The organism is Streptomyces brevispora (assembly GCF_007829885.1).
Taxonomy (GTDB): domain Bacteria; phylum Actinomycetota; class Actinomycetes; order Streptomycetales; family Streptomycetaceae; genus Streptomyces; species Streptomyces brevispora.
Window position 1 is genome coordinate 2,378,666 of sequence record NZ_VIWW01000001.1, and the last position, 17,242, is coordinate 2,395,907.

The 17,242-nt window shown below is 69.5% G+C and carries 14 protein-coding genes and 1 tRNA gene; 7 read left to right on the forward strand and 8 right to left on the reverse strand.

From position 1 onward, the window contains the following. The first annotated feature begins 78 nt into the window (after positions 1-78). The 5 genes from FHX80_RS10880 to FHX80_RS10905 all read left to right on the forward strand — a co-directional run bounded on the left by FHX80_RS10880 (position 79) and on the right by FHX80_RS10905 (position 6,138). Complete coding sequence (locus tag FHX80_RS10880; protein WP_244318211.1) at positions 79-786, forward strand: YwqG family protein; 708 nt, start codon at positions 79-81, stop codon at positions 784-786. 92 nt (positions 787-878) lie between these two features. Continuing rightward, the gene (locus FHX80_RS10885) at positions 879-2,021 is read left to right on the forward strand and encodes a hypothetical protein (protein WP_244318212.1); all 1,143 of its coding nucleotides are present in this window, start codon (positions 879-881) and stop codon (positions 2,019-2,021) included. 142 nt (positions 2,022-2,163) lie between these two features. Next, positions 2,164-2,796 (forward strand): hypothetical protein, encoded by a 633-nt coding sequence (locus FHX80_RS10890; RefSeq protein ID WP_145764017.1) that lies wholly within the window; start codon positions 2,164-2,166, stop codon positions 2,794-2,796. 217 nt (positions 2,797-3,013) lie between these two features. After that, positions 3,014-4,321 (forward strand): hypothetical protein, encoded by a 1,308-nt coding sequence (locus tag FHX80_RS10900; RefSeq protein WP_244318213.1) that lies wholly within the window; start codon positions 3,014-3,016, stop codon positions 4,319-4,321. Then, on the forward strand, positions 4,318-6,138 hold the full coding sequence (locus FHX80_RS10905) for a hypothetical protein (RefSeq protein WP_244318214.1): 1,821 nt from the start codon (positions 4,318-4,320) through the stop codon (positions 6,136-6,138). The genes FHX80_RS10900 and FHX80_RS10905 overlap by 4 nt, the downstream gene beginning before the upstream one ends. Before the next feature lie 235 nt (positions 6,139-6,373). Here the strand turns inward: FHX80_RS10905 and FHX80_RS10910 are convergent. The 7 genes from FHX80_RS10910 to galU form a co-directional block, all read right to left on the reverse strand. Then, positions 6,374-6,447 (reverse strand) — tRNA-Ala (locus FHX80_RS10910). Between the two features lie 107 nt (positions 6,448-6,554). Continuing rightward, a complete protein-coding gene (gene sepX / locus FHX80_RS10915) occupies positions 6,555-7,706 on the reverse strand; it encodes a divisome protein SepX/GlpR (protein WP_145764018.1) in 1,152 nt (383 codons plus the stop codon). A 178-nt stretch (positions 7,707-7,884) separates the two neighbouring features. Beyond that, positions 7,885-8,496, reverse strand: a complete 612-nt coding sequence (locus FHX80_RS10920) for a GNAT family N-acetyltransferase (RefSeq protein ID WP_145764019.1) — start codon at positions 8,494-8,496, stop codon at positions 7,885-7,887. 17 nt (positions 8,497-8,513) lie between these two features. Next, positions 8,514-9,032 carry a MogA/MoaB family molybdenum cofactor biosynthesis protein gene (locus FHX80_RS10925; protein ID WP_145764020.1) on the reverse strand — a complete coding sequence of 173 codons (519 nt, stop codon included), beginning with the start codon at positions 9,030-9,032 and terminating at the stop codon, positions 8,514-8,516. Beyond that, entirely contained in the window at positions 9,029-9,529 is a 501-nt protein-coding gene (gene moaC, locus FHX80_RS10930; protein WP_145764021.1) for a cyclic pyranopterin monophosphate synthase MoaC, read from the reverse strand. Before moaC ends, FHX80_RS10925 begins: the two co-directional genes overlap by 4 nt. A 122-nt stretch (positions 9,530-9,651) precedes the next feature. Beyond that, positions 9,652-10,962 (reverse strand): molybdotransferase-like divisome protein Glp, encoded by a 1,311-nt coding sequence (glp, locus tag FHX80_RS10935; protein WP_145764022.1) that lies wholly within the window; start codon positions 10,960-10,962, stop codon positions 9,652-9,654. A gap of 3 nt (positions 10,963-10,965) precedes the next feature. Then, positions 10,966-11,868, reverse strand: coding sequence for a UTP--glucose-1-phosphate uridylyltransferase GalU (galU, locus tag FHX80_RS10940; protein ID WP_145764023.1), 903 nt, complete (start codon positions 11,866-11,868; stop codon positions 10,966-10,968). An 83-nt stretch (positions 11,869-11,951) separates the two neighbouring features. Between galU and FHX80_RS10945 the strand changes: the two genes are divergently transcribed. Continuing rightward, positions 11,952-12,560 (forward strand): 5-formyltetrahydrofolate cyclo-ligase, encoded by a 609-nt coding sequence (locus tag FHX80_RS10945; RefSeq protein ID WP_244318215.1) that lies wholly within the window; start codon positions 11,952-11,954, stop codon positions 12,558-12,560. A gap of 17 nt (positions 12,561-12,577) precedes the next feature. On the opposite strand, the gene FHX80_RS10950 is transcribed toward FHX80_RS10945, so the two are convergent. Then, positions 12,578-15,328: a penicillin acylase family protein gene (locus tag FHX80_RS10950; protein WP_145764024.1), complete on the reverse strand. Its 2,751-nt coding sequence runs from the start codon at positions 15,326-15,328 to the stop codon at positions 12,578-12,580. Positions 15,329-15,604: 276 nt separating this feature from the next. On the opposite strand from FHX80_RS10950, the gene FHX80_RS10955 reads away from it, so the two are divergent. Then, positions 15,605-17,242 (forward strand): potassium/proton antiporter, encoded by a 1,638-nt coding sequence (locus FHX80_RS10955; protein ID WP_244318216.1) that lies wholly within the window; start codon positions 15,605-15,607, stop codon positions 17,240-17,242.

Here is a 17,242-nt window from a genome sequence, read left to right on the forward strand (position 1 = left end):
CTGCTTCGCCCTGGTGCGCGCCTGGAGGTAGCGGCCGGCTCTGACGATGGCGTCGGTCGGCTCGGCGGCCTCCCGTCCTTGCCGGTCGATGTGGAGTGGCCGGTGTGGGACGGGCACGGCCCGCTCTCCCTCGTCGCCTCGATCGACTGCGGGCGCCTGCCGGCGACTGCGCTGGACATCGATCTGCCCTCAGCAGGGACGCTGCTGTTCTTCTACTTCGATGGGCAGCTGGACGACGGCGACGCTCTCGTTCTGGCCGAGGACCGGGAGAGCTGGGCGGGCGCCCGCGTGCTCTATGTGGCAGCTGACGAGGAGGTGACGGAGCGTGGGGCGCCTGCAGGGCTCAAGCCGTATCCAGTGGTGCCGCTGACCGCTCGGGTGGAGATGACGGCGACCGAGCCGTGGCATCCGTCCGTACGTGCTGCCTTCGCCCCGGGCGCCCCGCTGGGGAACCGGTATGACCACCCCGTCTGCTCGCAGGAGTTCCTCGACGCGCTGTGCGAGTTCGATGATGAGGTAGGGCACCAGATCGGCGGCCACGCTCACTCAGTGCAGAACCCGGTCGAGATCGAGATCGCGGAGGCGGTCCTGGACGACGAGGCATCCTGGGACGACCCGCGGCTGTCCGAGGAGGCGGGCAACTGGGTGCTGCTGGCCCAGTTCGACAGCGAGGACGCCGCGGACATGATGTGGGGCGATGCCGGAGCCCTGTACTGGCTGATCCGCCCGGAAGACCTGGCCGAGCGGCGCTTCGAGCGGGCGATGTTCACCTGGCAGTGCAGCTGATGAGCGCGGCACCTCCCGCCTGGGGAATCCAGTACACGCTGAGCCTGCCGAGTGAGGACGCTGCCCGCGCTGCCGCGGCCGAGCTTTCCGGTATGGGCCACCGTCTGACGGCAGTGCGCGTCCACGATCACTTCCGGTTCGTTCCGTCTAGCTTCTGGTACGGAAAGCCGTCGATGGACCCGGAGCTGGAGGGGTGGTGGCAGATCTTCTCGCTGGCCGTCTACAGCGGGTACGAGCGCATGGCTCTCGAGCCGTTCTTCCGGAGTGAACGGATTCGGGTGGCCGGCCTGGCCCGTGCCCACGGCGGTTTTCAGCAGGGGTGCAGCGAGGGCCATGCTGCGACTCTCGAAGGAGTCTTCCCACGGGACGGCTTGGTCCATGAGCAGGCCGGCGCCGACGTCGCCCTTCCGAGCCCTCTGCCCGAGGATCCCGCGCGGCCTCCGGCCGGGTCGCCGTGGAAGGGCATTGAGGTCGGTGAGCCCGCAGTGCTAGTCCAGGCCGTGGTGGCGGTCGCAGAGCGCATGTACGGCAGCGCGGAGGATGCTCCGGATGCCGTGAGGTGGCTGCTTGATGAGGAGTTCGCGTTCGGCGAGCCCTACGGGTCAACGGGCGAGTTCCTCGGCGATCTCGCGGATGCCGTGGCCCACCAAGGCACCTGCACCGACACCACCGTCGAGGCTGTCCCATTCCTCATGGAGCTGGCCTGCGACGACAGCGTCGCGCCCGGCAGCCGGCTGGTTCTGCTCGGCGACCTCTTGCGGCTTGCTGCTTCGGGGCCAGCTGCAGAGGTCTCCCTGGCCGATCGCATCACCGCACTCGGGGGTGGCTGGGAGGAGTCTGCAGCTGAGTACCTGACACGGCGGGCCATCGGCAGCGAGCTGCCGAGACTGCTGTCCCGCTGGGAGAACGAGAGCGATGCCGTGCGATTCGCTCTCGCCGCCCTCACAGCGCTCTGTGGCTCTCGTGACCAGCGCGCACTCTCAGGGCTGGCCGTTCTCCCGACTCCAGCAGGCAGCTCCCGCGCCGATGTCGTGTCGCTCGTGGCAGCCCTGCTCAGTGACGACCGAGAAGGCTTGGTACCTGCACTGGACGGGCTGGCCTCCTGGTCGCCCCGCGTTGCAGAGAAGGCAGCCAGCCCGAACGTGGATCTTCAGAGTCTGGGACTGGCTATCCTTCCGGGCCTCGTCCTCGAAGACGTGGCGTCAGGAACCGTGGCAGAGCCTGATCCGCCGTAACTGTTGACGATGTTAAGCATTACGACTGGCGTCGCAGACACGCAGGTCAGGGGCGCCAGACATCAAGCTCACGCTTCGTCGTGCCTCAACTGCCATACTTCGTTGGTCATTTGGCTGCCGGGCACGACTGGCATTCCCTACGATGACTGCCGTTGTCCTGTCGTACGGGAGGGCCGAGGAGGGGCGGATGGACTTCACAGGGGCGGGCGAGCCGGATGCGGCTCCCGGGTTGCGGACGGCTGTTGGGATCTACTCCGGCAAGACTGATCGGACATTGGCGCGAATCTCGGAGCTCGAAGCAGAGCTCGCGGACCTCCGAGTCGAGGCGGCAAAGTACGCAAGCACTCGCGATCAGCTGAGCGAAGCTCTCGCCGAGCTCCTCGCGGGTCGCTCGGCGCCGTCCGAGGACGATCAAAGCTCCCAGCAGGAAGCTGACGCGGAGGACGAGGACGGCGATGCGTCCGCCGCCGACGAGTCGGAACCGAGCAAGCCGCCAGAGGAGACGCGTGCCGGGCAGAGCGGGCCTTCACGGTCGCCGTCCGGGCAGTTGATGCAGGCGGTCGAGCAGATCCTCGTGGGCGCCGGACGGCCGATGAAGGTCAAGGACATCACAGAGGCCCTTGGGCGCCCGACCAAGGGCGACGAAGGGCGGGCGCCCATCGAGACGACCCGCCGGACCTGCAAGCGGCTGGTGAAGAACGACCGTGCCGTGGAGCACCCGATCGGCACCTTTGCCGCCCGCCGGGTCACGGAACCGCAGGGAGGGGACGCCTGACGCCGCCACCCCGAACATGAGACGTCCCCTCCTCCCATTACGGGGAGAAGGGGACGGGCTCCGTTGAGCTTGGACCCTCTTCGGAGCCAATGACGTGGACCCTCGTAGTGGCTCACGCATCCCCGAGGCTAGAGCAATCCGCCTCGCCTCGGGGGCGCGTGGCCTATTTCGTCGTTCCCTGGGACGGGTTTCCCTGGGAACGGGAAGGCCGATTTTGATGCGTACTGCGCATTCCGTCCCGCGGGTACAGCGGGACGGCGAGGAAATCTTCAAGGCGGGCAACGGTGACGATGTCCGGCCAGCACCGGCCGGCGAGCAGGTCGGAAATGGCCTGCCGGTTGACCCCGGATCCAGTAGAGACCTGCCGCAGACTTCGCTTCTCGCGCTCCAAGGCGAGCGCGAGCGCGCGGGCGATGGCCTGGACGACTCTGGCAGCGACGTCGTCGATGGCAGAGTCGGGCCAGGATTCCGGATCGCGGGCAAGGTCTCTCGGCGCGGTCTTGCGGGCCAAACCTCCGACCATGTCGATGCACTCCTTTCCGTGAAGATCGCCTTCGACGTCTTCACTGGCTGCTTGTCCAGCCGCTTCTGTTGGTCTGTGACACTGAGCTCGGAGGTCTCCAGCAAGATCCGCGACTACCGGCCCCGGCTGCCGCATCGGCAGTGGGCGCCGGTCGCCGAGCTGGTGAGAGCCACCGTGACGGCGACAGCTCCGGCCACCTGCTACACGGCGGAGCACCTGCTGCACGTGATCGGCCGGATCGCGGTCTGGGCGGACCGGAGCGGGCTGCCGCGCGACCCGGGAACCTGGCTGAGGACCGAGACGATCGACGCCTTCATCCTGTCGGGCTGCACTGCGACTAAGGATTCGACAGTGCTGACCTACCGGACCTGGCTGCGGCGGGCACGGGAAGCTCTGGTGTGGGTCCAGCGCGGAGAGGCCCCTGCGGCTCGGCTTTCCTCTCCCCGTACGCCTCAGTCGCCCTACCACGCCGGAGAGTTGGCTCGTCTGCGGGATTGGGCGAATCATCTGCCGCACCAGGCTCGACTCGACGGCCTCGCCCTCATGGCACTCGGAGCCGGGTGCGGCCTCATGCCGGGCGAGGTCCCGCCCATGCGAGGCAGCCACGTTCGCGTGACCTCCGGTGGGGTTGCGGTGCTGGAGGAGGAGCTGCTCGGCCGGCTCGTGGCGTGCCACTCCGATTGGGAAGGCACGCTGGCCGAGCTGGCAGAGACCTCCGGAACCGGATTTCTCTTCCGGCCGGGACGGAAGGTCACGGCAGCCAAGAACCTCGTCTCTTCCTGGCCTGCCCGCCATCGGCCCCACGCGGGCCTGCCGCCGCTCTCCGCTCGGCGATTGCGGTCGACGTGGATCGTCGGCCGGCTTTCCGAGGGCATCAGTCCGGAGGCGGTCGCTTCCGCCGCGGGCATGGCCTCCCCTGCCGGTTTGGCGGGCTACCACCACTGGGTGCCCCCACTACCCAGGGCGGAGGTGATCCGCTTGCTGCGTGGCCGCCGCTCGTGAGGGCGCGGCCTGAAGCCGACCAGCTGGCCGCCCGTCACGCGCGGCCACGGCTGCGGCCTGGACGGCTCACCGAGATCCCCGACTCCAAGGTCGGCCAGCTGCTGACCGTCCTTGATCGCTCCGGCCTGCCCCAGCAGCTGGAGGACATGCTGCGAGGCCGTCCCGGGCCACCAGGCGTGCGGCCGAGGACCGTACTGGCCGGCCTGATGCTCGCCGTGTACTACACGGGCCGAGCCACAGTCTCCGACGCCTGGCGGATCCTGCACTTCCGCCTCCAGCCCGCAGCCCGCGCCTGGCTCGACGTCCCCGAGATGCCGCCGTCCACAGCACGTGCGTGCATAGCTGCCAGTCGTCGCCTCTACCGAGGGCTGGACCGGATCACCACCATGCTCGATCCGGCACGCTGCGACCGGCGACGGCGCCTGGACCAAGCGGAGGCTGACATCCACTCCGCTGTCTGGGACGAGGCTGCCGGCCGCGCCGCCGCGAACCGGCTCCAACGGCTGGCGAACGATCTCGTACTGGTCCCGGTCCGGCTGGCACAGCAACGCGGATACCTGCGGAACTGGGCCGGTGACGTAGGAGTGGACGCCACCTCGATCCCGGTTCTGGCCGACCCTGACAGCGACCGCTCGGGCACGGCCTCCGTCGAGATCACCGCTGGCTGGCACTTCAGCGGCGGCTCCGACAAGGGCATCTTTGGCTACAGCGCGAACCTGCTCGTCGCCGCCCACTCCCGCACAGGCGAAGGGGCCGCAAAGGGCCGCCGCGCGCCCTCCTATCCGCAGCTCTGCCTCGGCCTCAGCCTGGACACCCCGACCGTTGGTACGGGCGAGAACGCGGTCACCATGCTGAAGCACCTCGCCGAGCTTCGACTGCCGACAGGCACCTGTGCCGCAGATCGCGCCTACACCGGCTGCTCGCCTGAGAACTTCCAGATCCCCGTACGCCGACTCGGCTACCGCCTCGCCCTGGACTACAAGGCGGCCGACCGTGGCATCCAGGGCAGCTGGCAAGGAGCCGTACTGATCGACGGCTCCCTCGCCTGCCCACACATCCCCAACGCCTTGGCCCAGGCCACTCACGGCATGGACGACAAGACCTTCCGCCGACGGCTCGAAGAACTGAAGCCGGTGGCCGCCGAGCGACTTCCCTACTTCCTCAAGCTCAAGCAGAACGCCGATACCCGAGGAACTGTGCGCCTGCAGTGCCCGGCGGCCGGCCCGTCCCCTTCGGTGAACTGCCCACGCCGAGAACGCCTCCGCCCTGCACGACCGACCTCCTCTGGCCCGCCTCAGACCGTGATCAAACTGGCGGACCGCCGCTCCCGCACCAGCCATGCCTCGGCTCGCCCCACCATCCAGCTTCCGGACAGGGAATGGATGGACCCTCCCGGCAAGGAAGCTCTGCCGGCCGTCTGCGGAGCATCCGCTATCAGCGTCCCCGCCGACGCAGCCGGAGACCTGAAGAACGCCAAGTTCCGGCAGGACAGCCACTACCTCAGCGTCGCCTGGGAGCGGATCTACAAGCCGATCCGTTCTCACAACGAGGGCCTCAACGGTCGCTTCAAGGGCGCCGACATGGACATCGGCAACCCGATGCACCGCCGAGCACCCGGCCAGGTGGCCCAGACGCTTCTCATCGCAATCATGGTGACCATCGGAAACCTGGACATCCTGGAAAACTGGCTCTACGAGCGCACAGGCAGTCGGCTCACCGACGCCGACTTCGAGTCCATTCCGGCTCCCGAAGTCCGTGACCGGTCCCATGTCGCCGCGCCACTCGACAAGGGGCGACATCCGCCGGCAAACCTCTGATCGGGCAGCGTCACAACCGCACAGCGCTATCAACAGCCCCGGGCGACCGGGGCCAATTCGCATGCCCCGGCAACGGCCAGGCTCCTGGCGAGCAGCCCGCCAGACCCGATACGCCGCCATCCACCACCCCGAACACGGATCGAACGACCCCCGAAACGACGAAGATCCCGCCCGATCTTGCGATCGGACGGGATCTCGTCACCATTCCTGAGCTAACTCAAGAACAGCCGTGCGGTGGACCTGTGGGGATTTGAACCCCAGACCCCCTCGATGCGAACGAGGTGCGCTACCAGACTGCGCCACAGGCCCTTGCAACGAGTGAAACTTTAGCACCCTCACCGGGGTGCTCGGAAATCCGTTCCGCGCCGGTCAGCCCGAGCCGGCGTCACGGCGCGGGGCGGGGCGGGGCGGCTGCCTCACTCGTTGGCCGCCCGGGGGCGGTCGCCCTCGTCGCACTGGTCGAAGAGGGGGGTCCGGCCCCGGTCGCGGGAGCGGCGGGACTGGTTGGTGCGCCGGCGCGGCGCCGGGTCCGTGGCGGGCGCCGCGGGGTTCGGGTCGGCCGGATGGGTGGGTTCGGCGGTGCTGGAGCGGGCCGCGCTCCAGGTCTCCGGGTTGCCGACCTCGACGCCGCCCGTGGCGCGCGGGGCGACCGGGGCGGTGACATAGGTCGGCAGCGGGACCGGGACCGGCTCCCAGCTGTCGCCCTGGACCCGGCCGCGTTCGCGCTGCTGGTCCACCCACTCCGCGTGGTCCGTCTGCTCGACCAGGGCGCGGCGGCCGGCCTCCTGCGGGGAGACCGTGGGGGTGGGCTCGGGGACGGGGTGGCGCGCCTCGGGGTCCTCGTCGGACTCCGCGGGAGCCGTCGCGGCCGGCTGGTGCCTGCGCGGGCGGTTCTCGCGGAGCCGCTGCGCCGCCACCTCGGCCCGTCGCCGGTCCATGGTGAAGGCGAACCTGCGCCGCTCCTGGGTACGCAGATGCACGATGTACGTGCTCAGCAGCACCGCGGGAACCGCGGGGGCCCAGAGGAAGCCGAGGCCGCCGACCGCCGCGACGACCGCGCCGAGCGTGAAGCCGAGGAAGAGGACGACGGTGGTACGCCGACGACGCGCGAGAACCTGTGTGCGCTGCGCACGCCGGGCTCGTTCGGCATCGATCCCGCCGGGGCGCGAGCGCCGGAAGGTTGCGGATTCGGGGACGGAGGGGGATACGGAACGTTCCCTGGCCGGGCGCTCCTTCGGACCGCGCTCCGGAGTACGAGCCGGGTCGTGCACCCGGACCTCGGTGTGCGCCGGAGGCGCGGAAAAGTTCCGGACGTCGACGGAATCCATTCGGTCCGTGCTCACGTCCGGGCCGGCGTCGGGCGCCGCCTCATCGTCGGTGCATTCCTGCAGCCCCTTGGCATAACGGCGCTCCATGGCCGCCCGTCCGGACAGCAGCCGGATGGCGGTGCTGAAGCGTTCCGTCGGACGGGCCTCGTTGAGCTCGTCCTGCCTGCGGAGCCACATCGGCACCAAGTAGGCGGCCCAGGCCCCGACGATGACTGCGTAGATGAGGCCGCTGCTGCTCACATCTCACACCGTAGAGGGGTTTGCATGGAGGCATCCGCCAATTGGCGCGGCGTGTCGCACGATCCGGCTGATATCACAGACTTTTTTTGTGACTGTTCGGATCCACAGTCGGATCAACAGTCGACGCTTGCGTGTCCCTTAGCAGTCAAACCGCGATCGATTTCGAACATATATTTCATTAAGTGCGATGCTCAGGGTGAGCGGGCCGGGCCCGCCGCCACCTACGGAGCAGTCCGTCGGGCACCTCCTCGGCGGTGAGCGCGTAGATCAGATGGTCCCGCCAGGCACCGTCGATGTGCAGATAGCGGGGCCGGATCCCTTCCTCGCGGAATCCGAGTTTCGCCACGACCCGCCGGCTGGGCGCGTTCTCCGGGCGAATACACACCTCGATCCGGTGCAGTCCGACCGTGCGGAAACAGTGGTCGACGGCGAGGGCGACAGCGGTCGGCATCACCCCGCGGCCCGCCACCTCCCGGTCGACCCAGTAGCCGACATGCCCCGAGCACATCGAGCCCCAGGTGATCCCGGCGACGGTCAGCTGGCCGACCAGCCGGCCCTGGTACTCGATGGCGAAGGGCAGCATCCGGCCGGCGTTGGCCTCGGCCCGCAGATGGCGGATCATCTGCCGGTACGTGGGGCGCCGGGCCACCGGACCGCCGGGGGCGGGCGGCGGCACGGTCGCCTCCCAGGGGCGCAGCCAGTCCCGGTTGCGCCGGTTGACCTCGCGCCACATGGTCTGGTCTCGCAGCTTTATCGGCCGGAGGGCGACATCGCCGTCCACCAGGGTCACCGGCCAGGTCGGGACGTTCAGCTCGGGCTCCCGGGTCGGGGGTGATCGCCGCCGCGGAGCTGGTCGACGGCGTGCACCAGAAGTCGGGTCAGGACCGCGAGCCCGTCACGCACTCCGCCGGTGGAACCGGGCAGATTGACGACGACGGTGCGGCCGGCCACGCCCGCCAGACCGCGCGAGAGCGCGGCCGTGGGGACCTTGTCCCGGCCCTCGGCACGGATCGCCTCGGGGATGCCGGGGATCTCCAGGTCCAGGACGCGGCGGGTCGCCTCGGGGGTGCGGTCGGTGGGCGAGATGCCCGTGCCGCCGGTGGTGACGATGACGTCGTACCCGGCGGCCACGCCGGCCCGCAGCGCCTGCTCGACCGGATCACCGTCGGGGACGACCCGCGGCCCGTCGACGGTGAAGCCGAGCGCTGTCAGCGCCTCGGCGATCAGCGGGCCGCCCTTGTCGGCGTAGACCCCGGCGGCGGCGCGGTTCGACGCGGTCACCACGAGGGCGCGGTAGGCGGACGGCGGTGTGTGCGGCGTGGTCATGCGTCCGCTCCGCCGGGTGCGGTGCGCAGGTAGTCGCCGGACTTTCCGCCCGACTTCGCCTCGACACGGATGTCGGTGATGACCGCGGCCTTGTCGACCGCCTTGATCATGTCGACGACGGTGAGCGCGGCGACCGACACCGCGGTCAGTGCCTCCATCTCCACGCCCGTGCGATCCGTCGTCTTCACGGTGGCGAGGATCTCCACCGCGTCGTCGGCCACGCTCAGGTCGACCTTGACGCCGGAGACGGCGAGCGGGTGGCAGAGGGGGATCAGGTCGGGGGTGCGCTTGGCCCCCATGATCCCGGCGATGCGCGCGGTGGCGAGGGCGTCGCCCTTGGGGACTCCTTCGCTCCGGAGCAGTTCGATGACACGCGGCGAGACGAGGACCCGGCCGCTGGCACGGGCGACGCGCGCGGTGACGTCCTTCTCGGAGACGTCGACCATGCGGGCGGCGCCCGCCTCGTCGATATGCGTCAGCCTGTTCTGCGTACTCAACTAACTCCGCCTAGCGGTAGGGCGCCGGTTGCCCCTGAGCCGCACCGGGGTGCGGGCCCGGGGTCCGGGGGGTGTCCCCCGGAAGGCACAGCGGCAGACACCGTACCGCCACCTGGTGCGGGTCAGCGGATCAGGATCACCTCGGTGTCCGTGCCGGGCTCGGCGGAGGTGACGTCCTCGGGCAGCACGATCAGCGCGTCCGCCTGGGCGAGGGCGGCGATCAGATGCGATCCGGAACCGCCCACGGGAGTGACGGTGCCCGCCTGGGCGTCGTACGTCCCGCGCAGGAACTGCCGTTTGCCGGCGGGCGAGGAGAGTGCCTTGTCGCTGACCAGGGTGGCCCTGGTGGTGGGGCGGTTCACGTCCGGCAAGCCCATCAGGGTGCGGATCGCGGGCCGTACGAACAGCTCGAAGGAGACGTAACTGGAGACCGGGTTGCCCGGCAGCGCCAGCAGCGGGGTGTGCTCCGGGCCGATGGAGCCGAAGCCCTGCGGCTTGCCGGGCTGCATGGCCAGCTTGCGGAAGTCGATGCCGCCCCCCGGCTCGTCCTCGTCGCCCACCGAGGACAGGGCCTCCTTGACCACGTCGTACGCGCCGACGCTGACGCCGCCGGTGGTGACGACGATGTCGGCGCGGATCAACTGGTCCTCGATCGTGGCGCGCAGCGTCTCGGCGTCGTCGGTGACGGCGCCGACCCGGTAGGTGATCGCTCCGGCGTCGCGCGCGGCGGCCGTCAGCGCGAAGCTGTTCGAGTCGTAGATCTGACCGCCGCTCAGTTCCTCGCCGGGCTGGACCAGTTCGCTGCCGGTGGAGATGACGACGACGCGCGGCCGGGGCCGCACCTTCACCGTCGAGCGGCCGATCGCCGCGAGCAGGCCGATCTGCGGCGGCCCGACCACCGAACCGGCGCGCAGCGCCAGATCGCCCGGCCGGACGTCGCTGCCGCGGTCCCTGACATGGGCGCGGGCCTCGACCGGGCGGTGGACGCGGACCTCGCCGCGCGCGCCCTCCGGGGCGTCGCGGTGGGCGCGCATCGCGGCGGCGGGGCCTTCGCCCGTGCCGCCGTCGGTCCACTCGACCGGGATCACGGCCTCCGCGCCGGCGGGCAGCGGGGCGCCGGTCATGATGCGGGCGGCCTCGCCCGGACCCACCCGCTGGCCGCCGAGAAGTCCGGCGTCGCCCGCCGCGATGTCGCCGATGACGGTGAGGACCGCGGGGAACTCCTCGGTGGCGCCCGCCACATCGGCGACGCGGACCGCGTAACCGTCCATCGAGCTGTTGTCGAACGGCGGCAGGGCGATCTCCACCACGACGTCCTCGACCAGGACGCAGCCCTGCGCCTCGGGCAGTTGCAGCTCGATGGGTTCGAGTGGCTGCACCGCGGTGAGGATGTCTTCCAGGTGCTCGTCGACCGACCAGATCGTGCTGCTCAAGGTCTACATCTCCTCGGTGACGTAACTGCGGAGCCAGGTCCGGAACTCCGGGCCCAGATCTTCACGTTCGCACGCGAGCCTGACAATGGCACGGAGGTAGTCGCTCCGGTCGCCGGTGTCATAGCGGCGCCCCTTGAAGACGACGCCGTGCACCGGGCCGCCGATCTTCTCGTCCTCGGCGAGCAGCTGGAGTGCGTCGGTCAGCTGGATCTCGTCACCGCGGCCCGGCTCGGTCCGGCGCAGTATCTCGAAGACCGCGGGGTCCAGGACGTAGCGGCCGATGATGGCGAGGTTGCTGGGCGCGTCGGCCGGTTCGGGCTTCTCGACCAGGCCGGTGATCCGCAGCACATCGCCGTCGGCGGTGGGCTCCACGGCCACGCAGCCGTACTGGTGGATCAGCTCGCGCGGGACCTCCATGAGGGCGACGACGCTGCCGCCCTCGCGCTCCTGGATCTCCACCATGCGGGCCAGCAGCGGGTCGCGGGGATCGATCAGGTCGTCGCCGAGGAGTACCGCGAACGGCTGGTCACCGACGTGCGGCGCCGCGCACAGCACCGCGTGACCGAGGCCGCGCGGGTCGCCCTGGCGGACGTAGTGCATGGTGGCGAGGTCGCTCGACTCCTGGACCTTGCGCAGCCGTTCGGCGTCGCCCTTGCGGGTGAGCGCGGACTCCAGTTCGTAATTACGGTCGAAGTGGTCCTCCAGGGGACGCTTGTTGCGACCGGTGATCATCAGTACGTCGGAGAGTCCGGCGGCCACCGCCTCCTCGACGACGTACTGGATGGCGGGCTTGTCGACGACAGGCAGCATCTCTTTGGGAGTGGCTTTGGTGGCCGGCAGGAAGCGGGTACCGAGGCCCGCCGCCGGGATGACAGCCTTGCTGATCCTGGGGTTCGACTGAGTCATGCGCAGAACCTTAACCGGCGCACATGGGCGGAAGATGATCCTCCGGTTAACTTTGTACTCATATACGACAGTACGAGAGATCTATGGGTGCCCGATTGAACACCGACATGTCCGCAAAGGCGCTGCTGCGGCGTGAACTGCTGGCCGCACGACGCCTCCTGACGGAGGAGGACATCGAGCGGGCCGCCGCGGTTCTGGCCCGTCGCGCACTCGAACTCCCCGAGCTCTCCGGGGCCCGTACCGTCGCCGCCTATGTCTCCGTGGGGCGCGAACCGGGCACCCGCGCCCTGCTGGACGCGCTGCGCACGCGGGGCGTACGGGTGCTGCTGCCGGTGCTCCTGCCGGACAACGACCTGGACTGGGCGCCGTACGAGGGCGCCGGGAGCCTTGCGAAGGCCGGTCGCGGGCTGCTGGAGCCGGACGGGGAGCGGCTCGGCCCCGACGCCGTCCTGGAGGCGGACGTGGTGCTGCTGCCGGGCCTCGCGGTGGACGGGCGCGGGATGCGGCTGGGCCGCGGCGGCGGCAGCTACGACCGGGTGCTGGCACGGCTCTCGGCGGCCGGTGCGCATCCGGCGCTGATCGTCCTGCTGTACGACGACGAGGTGGCCGCACGGGTCCCGGAGGAACCGCACGACCACCCCGTGGACGCGGTGGTGACACCGGCCGGGTCCCGGCGCTTCGGTGACGGCTGAAGCGCCGGGAGCCCGCCCTACGGCTTCAGTGTCAGCGTGTCCTTCGTCGCCCCGGCCACCGCGTTCGTCCCGAAGGACCAGTCGAGCAGCTCGCCGTTGACCCACTTGTCCGTCTGGTCGGTGTAGTGCGCGCTGAACGCGTGCCCGGAGGCGCCGGTGAGGTTGATCCACCGGGACTTGTCCCAGTCCCCCACGTTGACGACCATCCGCATCGACGGAACCCAGACGACCTCGTAGCCGCCGGCCGCGTTCCAGCCGGTGGCGTTCACCGCGGCCTCGCCGCCGCCGAGGTTCCACGGGCCCCGGTTGAGCACCCGCTGGAGCAGTCCGGGCCCCTCCGTACCGAGGGTCTGGTTCTTCAGGGTCAACTGGTGCAGCCGGCCCCAGCTCCAGGTGGTGACGTCCTTGCCGAGCTTGGCCGTCAGCTCCCAGCGGGCGTCCTCCATGGCGCGGGCGAAGAGCTCCTCACGGTTCTCGGTCGCCCTGTCCTTGCGGTTCGCCGGCGCCTTCCACCAGTCGCTGTCCGGCTTCTCCATGAGGTTCTCGACGACCTGGTACCAACGGTCGCCGCCGTCCGGCTGCGCCGAGTCGGGAGCACGCTGACCGCATTCGCGTACCAGCCTGTTCTGCTCGTCGACCGGGCCGGAGCTCTTGGCCGGGGGCACGTTCAGGCATTCGCCCTCGACGCGCATCTCCTTGGGCAGCTTGTCGCCGAAGGCCAGCTTGAGGATGTTGCGCCAGACCGCGTTGAAGTAGGCGGCCGCCGCGGAGTCGGACTCCTGGGTGTAGTCCCAGCCCTCCAGCAGCTTCTGCGCCTCGCGGACGTACTTGTCCGAGATGTTGATCTTCATCAGCTCGGGCACCAGCAGTGCGGCGATCTCGCTGGTGTTGTCCATCTGCATCTTCTGCATGTCGTCGGTCGAGATCTTCCCGCCGCCCTTGATCTTCGACTCGACGAGGTCGTTGATCCGCTGGCTGCGGGAGCCGTAGCCCCAGTCCTTGGTGAGCATGTGCGCGTACGTGTCCTCGTCGACGACCGCCTGGTTGGCGGTGACGATGTACCCGCGCTTGGGGTCGTACTCGTACGGCAGCTCGTCGAAGGGGATCGGGTCCTTCTTCCAGCCGTACTCCGAGGACCAGCCGGGGCTGGGCATCGTGCCGTCGCCGGACTTGCGGACCGGGATCCTGCCGGGGGCCTGGTAGCCGATGTGGCCCTTGGTGTCGGCGTAGATCAGGTTCTGCGAGGGAACCTCGAAGTGCTCGGCCGCCGCGCGGAAGGACGTGAAGTCCTTGGCCCGGTTCAGCTCGAAGACCGCGTCCATGGACTTGCCGGGCTCCAGCGCGGTCCACTTCAGCGCCACCCCGTAGCCGTCCGCACGGTCCGGGGCGGCGTTGGTGACGGGCGCCTTCTGGCCGACCTTCTCCAGCTCGCCGCTGCGGTCGGAGACCAGCGGCCCGTTGTTGGTCTCCCGGACGGTGATGCGCCGGTCCCTGCCGCCCGCGACCTTGATGGTCTCCTCGCGGGTGATGAAGGGCTTCACCTTGCCGTCGTACTGGTAGCCGTCCTCGGAGACCTTCTCCAGGAAGAGGTCGGTGACGTCGGCGCCCAGGTTGGTGAAGCCCCAGGCGATGTCCTGGTTGTGACCGATGATCACACCGGGCATGCCGGAGAAGGTGTAGCCGGCGACGTCGTACTTGCAGGTGGCCGAGACGGCGCGGCAGTGCAGCCCCATCTGGTACCAGAGCGAGGGAAGCTGCGGCGCCAGGTGCGGGTCGTTGGCGAGCAGTGGCTTGTTGGTCGTCGTGTACTTGCCCGAGACCACCCACGAGTTCGACCCGATGCCGGTGCCGTTCGGGCCGAGCAGCGAAGGGATCTCGTCGAGGGTGTCGGAGAGCGCGCCGAGCTGGGTGTTGAGACCCGCCGTCGCGCCCTGCACGGTCGACGAGCCGGGGCCCTCCGACCGCGGCGCCTGCGGGTCGTACTTCCCGGTGACCGGGGAGAGCGCGCCCTCGGCGACGATCGGCTTGTGCTTGTCGTACGGGTAGGGCGGGTACAGGTCTTCGATCTGCTTCGCGTCGAGCCTGCTGGTCATCAGCGAACGGTCGATCTCGTCCTGCATGTTGCCGCGGAGGTCCCAGGCCATGGCCTTCAGCCAGGCGACCGAGTCGACCGGGGTCCACTTCGTCGGCTTGTAGTCGTTGGTGAGGCCGAGCGCCGCGTACTCGACGGAGATGTCCTTGCCGTCGCGGCCCTGGAGGTAGGCGTTCACCCCGTCCGCGTACGACTGGAGGTTCTTCTTGGTCTCCGCGGACAGGACCTTGTCGTACTCCTCCTGGGCGATCTTGCGCCAGCCCAGCGTGCGCAGGAAGGAGTCCGTCTCGACCTGACCGGACCCGAACATCTCGGAGAGCCGTCCGGCCGTCATGTGACGGCGGACGTCCATCTCCCAGAAGCGGTCCTGTGCCTGGACGAATCCCTGGGCACGGAACAGGTCGGCGTCGGAGTCGGCGTAGATCTGCGGAACCCCGTAGCTGTCGCGCTTCACCGCGACATTGCTGTCGAGGCCGGCGAGCCGGACGGTCCCGTTGGTCTGCGGGTACGAGGCCCGCACGGTGGATACGGACCAGAACGTGCCATATCCGATACCCGCGACAAGCGCCAGCACCAGGACGATCACGATCAGGCGGGCGCGTCGCCCCTTCTTCTTGCGCGGCCCGCCACCGGCGGTACCGGTGGAGCCGGAAGAGGCGGTTGTGTTGGCGGGCATCGCTGTCCTTCGAGGGGCAGGGTGGTCCTGGGAGTGCAGGAGCAACCATAGGCGCAGCGCCGAACCCCCTCTGACGCGGTATCGGCATGGTTCGAATTGCGTAGCACTCGCACGAGCACTCGAACGCATCAAGAAAGCGTTAAAGATTAGGTAAGGTAACGAAGTACTGGCCGCCGGAAAACGATCCGGCAGGCGTTCGCAGGGAAGGACCGGCCACTGACTGTCCACGCGCTCAACGAGCTCCTGCTCGTCTGCTCACTTGTCCTGCTCGTCGCGGTGGCGGCGGTACGGATCTCGTCACGCAGCGGGCTCCCGAGCCTGCTCCTGTACCTCGGCATCGGCATCGCCATAGGGCAGGACGGGCTCTTCGACGTCAAGTTCGACAATGCGGAACTGACGCAGGTCATCGGGTACGCGGCCCTGGTCGTGATCCTCGCCGAGGGCGGCCTCGGCACCAAGTGGAAAGAGATCAGACCCGCCCTCCCCGCGGCGGCGATGCTCTCGACCGTCGGTGTCGCGGTGAGCGTGGGCGTGACCGCCGCCGGAGCGCACTACCTGGTCGGCCTGGAGTGGCGGCAGGCGCTGATCATCGGCGCGGTCGTCTCCTCCACGGACGCCGCGGCGGTCTTCTCCGTCCTGCGCAAGGTGCCGTTGCCCGCCCGGATCACCGGTGTCCTGGAGGCCGAGTCCGGCTTCAACGACGCCCCCGTGGTGATCCTGGTGGTGGCCTTCTCGACCGTCGGACCGGTGGACAGCTGGTACGCACTGGTCGGCGAGATAGCACTGGAGCTGGCGATCGGCGCGGCCGTCGGCATCGCGGTCGGCTGGCTCGGCTCGTTCGGGCTGCGGCATGTGGCGCTGCCCGCCTCCGGCCTCTACCCGATCGCCGTGATGGCGATCGCTGTGTCCGCGTACGCGGCGGGCGCCATGGTGCACGGCAGTGGCTTCCTCGCCGTCTACCTCGCGGCGATGATCCTCGGCAACGCCAAGCTGCCTCACTGGCCCGCCACCCGCGGCTTCGCCGACGGACTCGGCTGGCTGGCCCAGATCGGCATGTTCGTCCTGCTCGGACTGCTGGTCACCCCGCACGACCTGCTCGACGACTTCTGGCCCGCCGTCGTCGTGGGCCTGGTGCTCACCGTGGTGGCCCGGCCACTGGAGGTCTTCCTCTCCCTGGCACCGTTCCGGATGCCGTGGCAGGAGAAGACCCTGATGTCCTGGGCCGGGCTGCGCGGCGCCGTGCCCATCGTCCTGGCGACCATTCCGATGGTGTCCGGAATCGAGGGTTCCACCCGGGTCTTCAACATCGTCTTCGTGCTCGTCATCGTCTACACCCTCATCCAGGGCCCGACCCTGCCCTGGCTCGCGAAGGCCCTCAAGATCGCCGAGGACCCGTCCGAGGCAGCCGACCTGGGCGTCGAGTCGGCGCCCCTGGAACGGCTGCGCGGACATCTGCTCTCGGTGGCCATCCCCGCCAAGTCGAAGATGCACGGCGTCGAGGTCGGCGAACTGCGGCTGCCCGCGGGGGCCGCGGTCACCCTCGTCGTACGGGACGACAAGAGCTTCGTCCCGACGCCGCCGACCGTGCTGCGCCGCGGGGACGAGCTGCTGGTGGTGGCGACCGATCCGGTGCGCGACGCGGCCGAGGCACGGCTGCGGGCGGTCGGCCAGGGCGGCAAGCTGGCCGGCTGGCTGGGGACCGACGGGAACCCCGCCGGGGAGCACTTCGCCGGACCGCACGTCTCCCATGCGCTCAGGGCCGTGAAGAACCTGGGCCGGACGCCGGACGAGGCAAGGGCACACGAGAAGAAGGCCCGGGAGGCCAAGGCCCGCGAGGCAAGGACTCGTGAAGCGAAGGCCCGCGAGGCCGAGGACCGTGACGCGAAGGCTCGTGAAGCGAAGGCGCATCAGTGA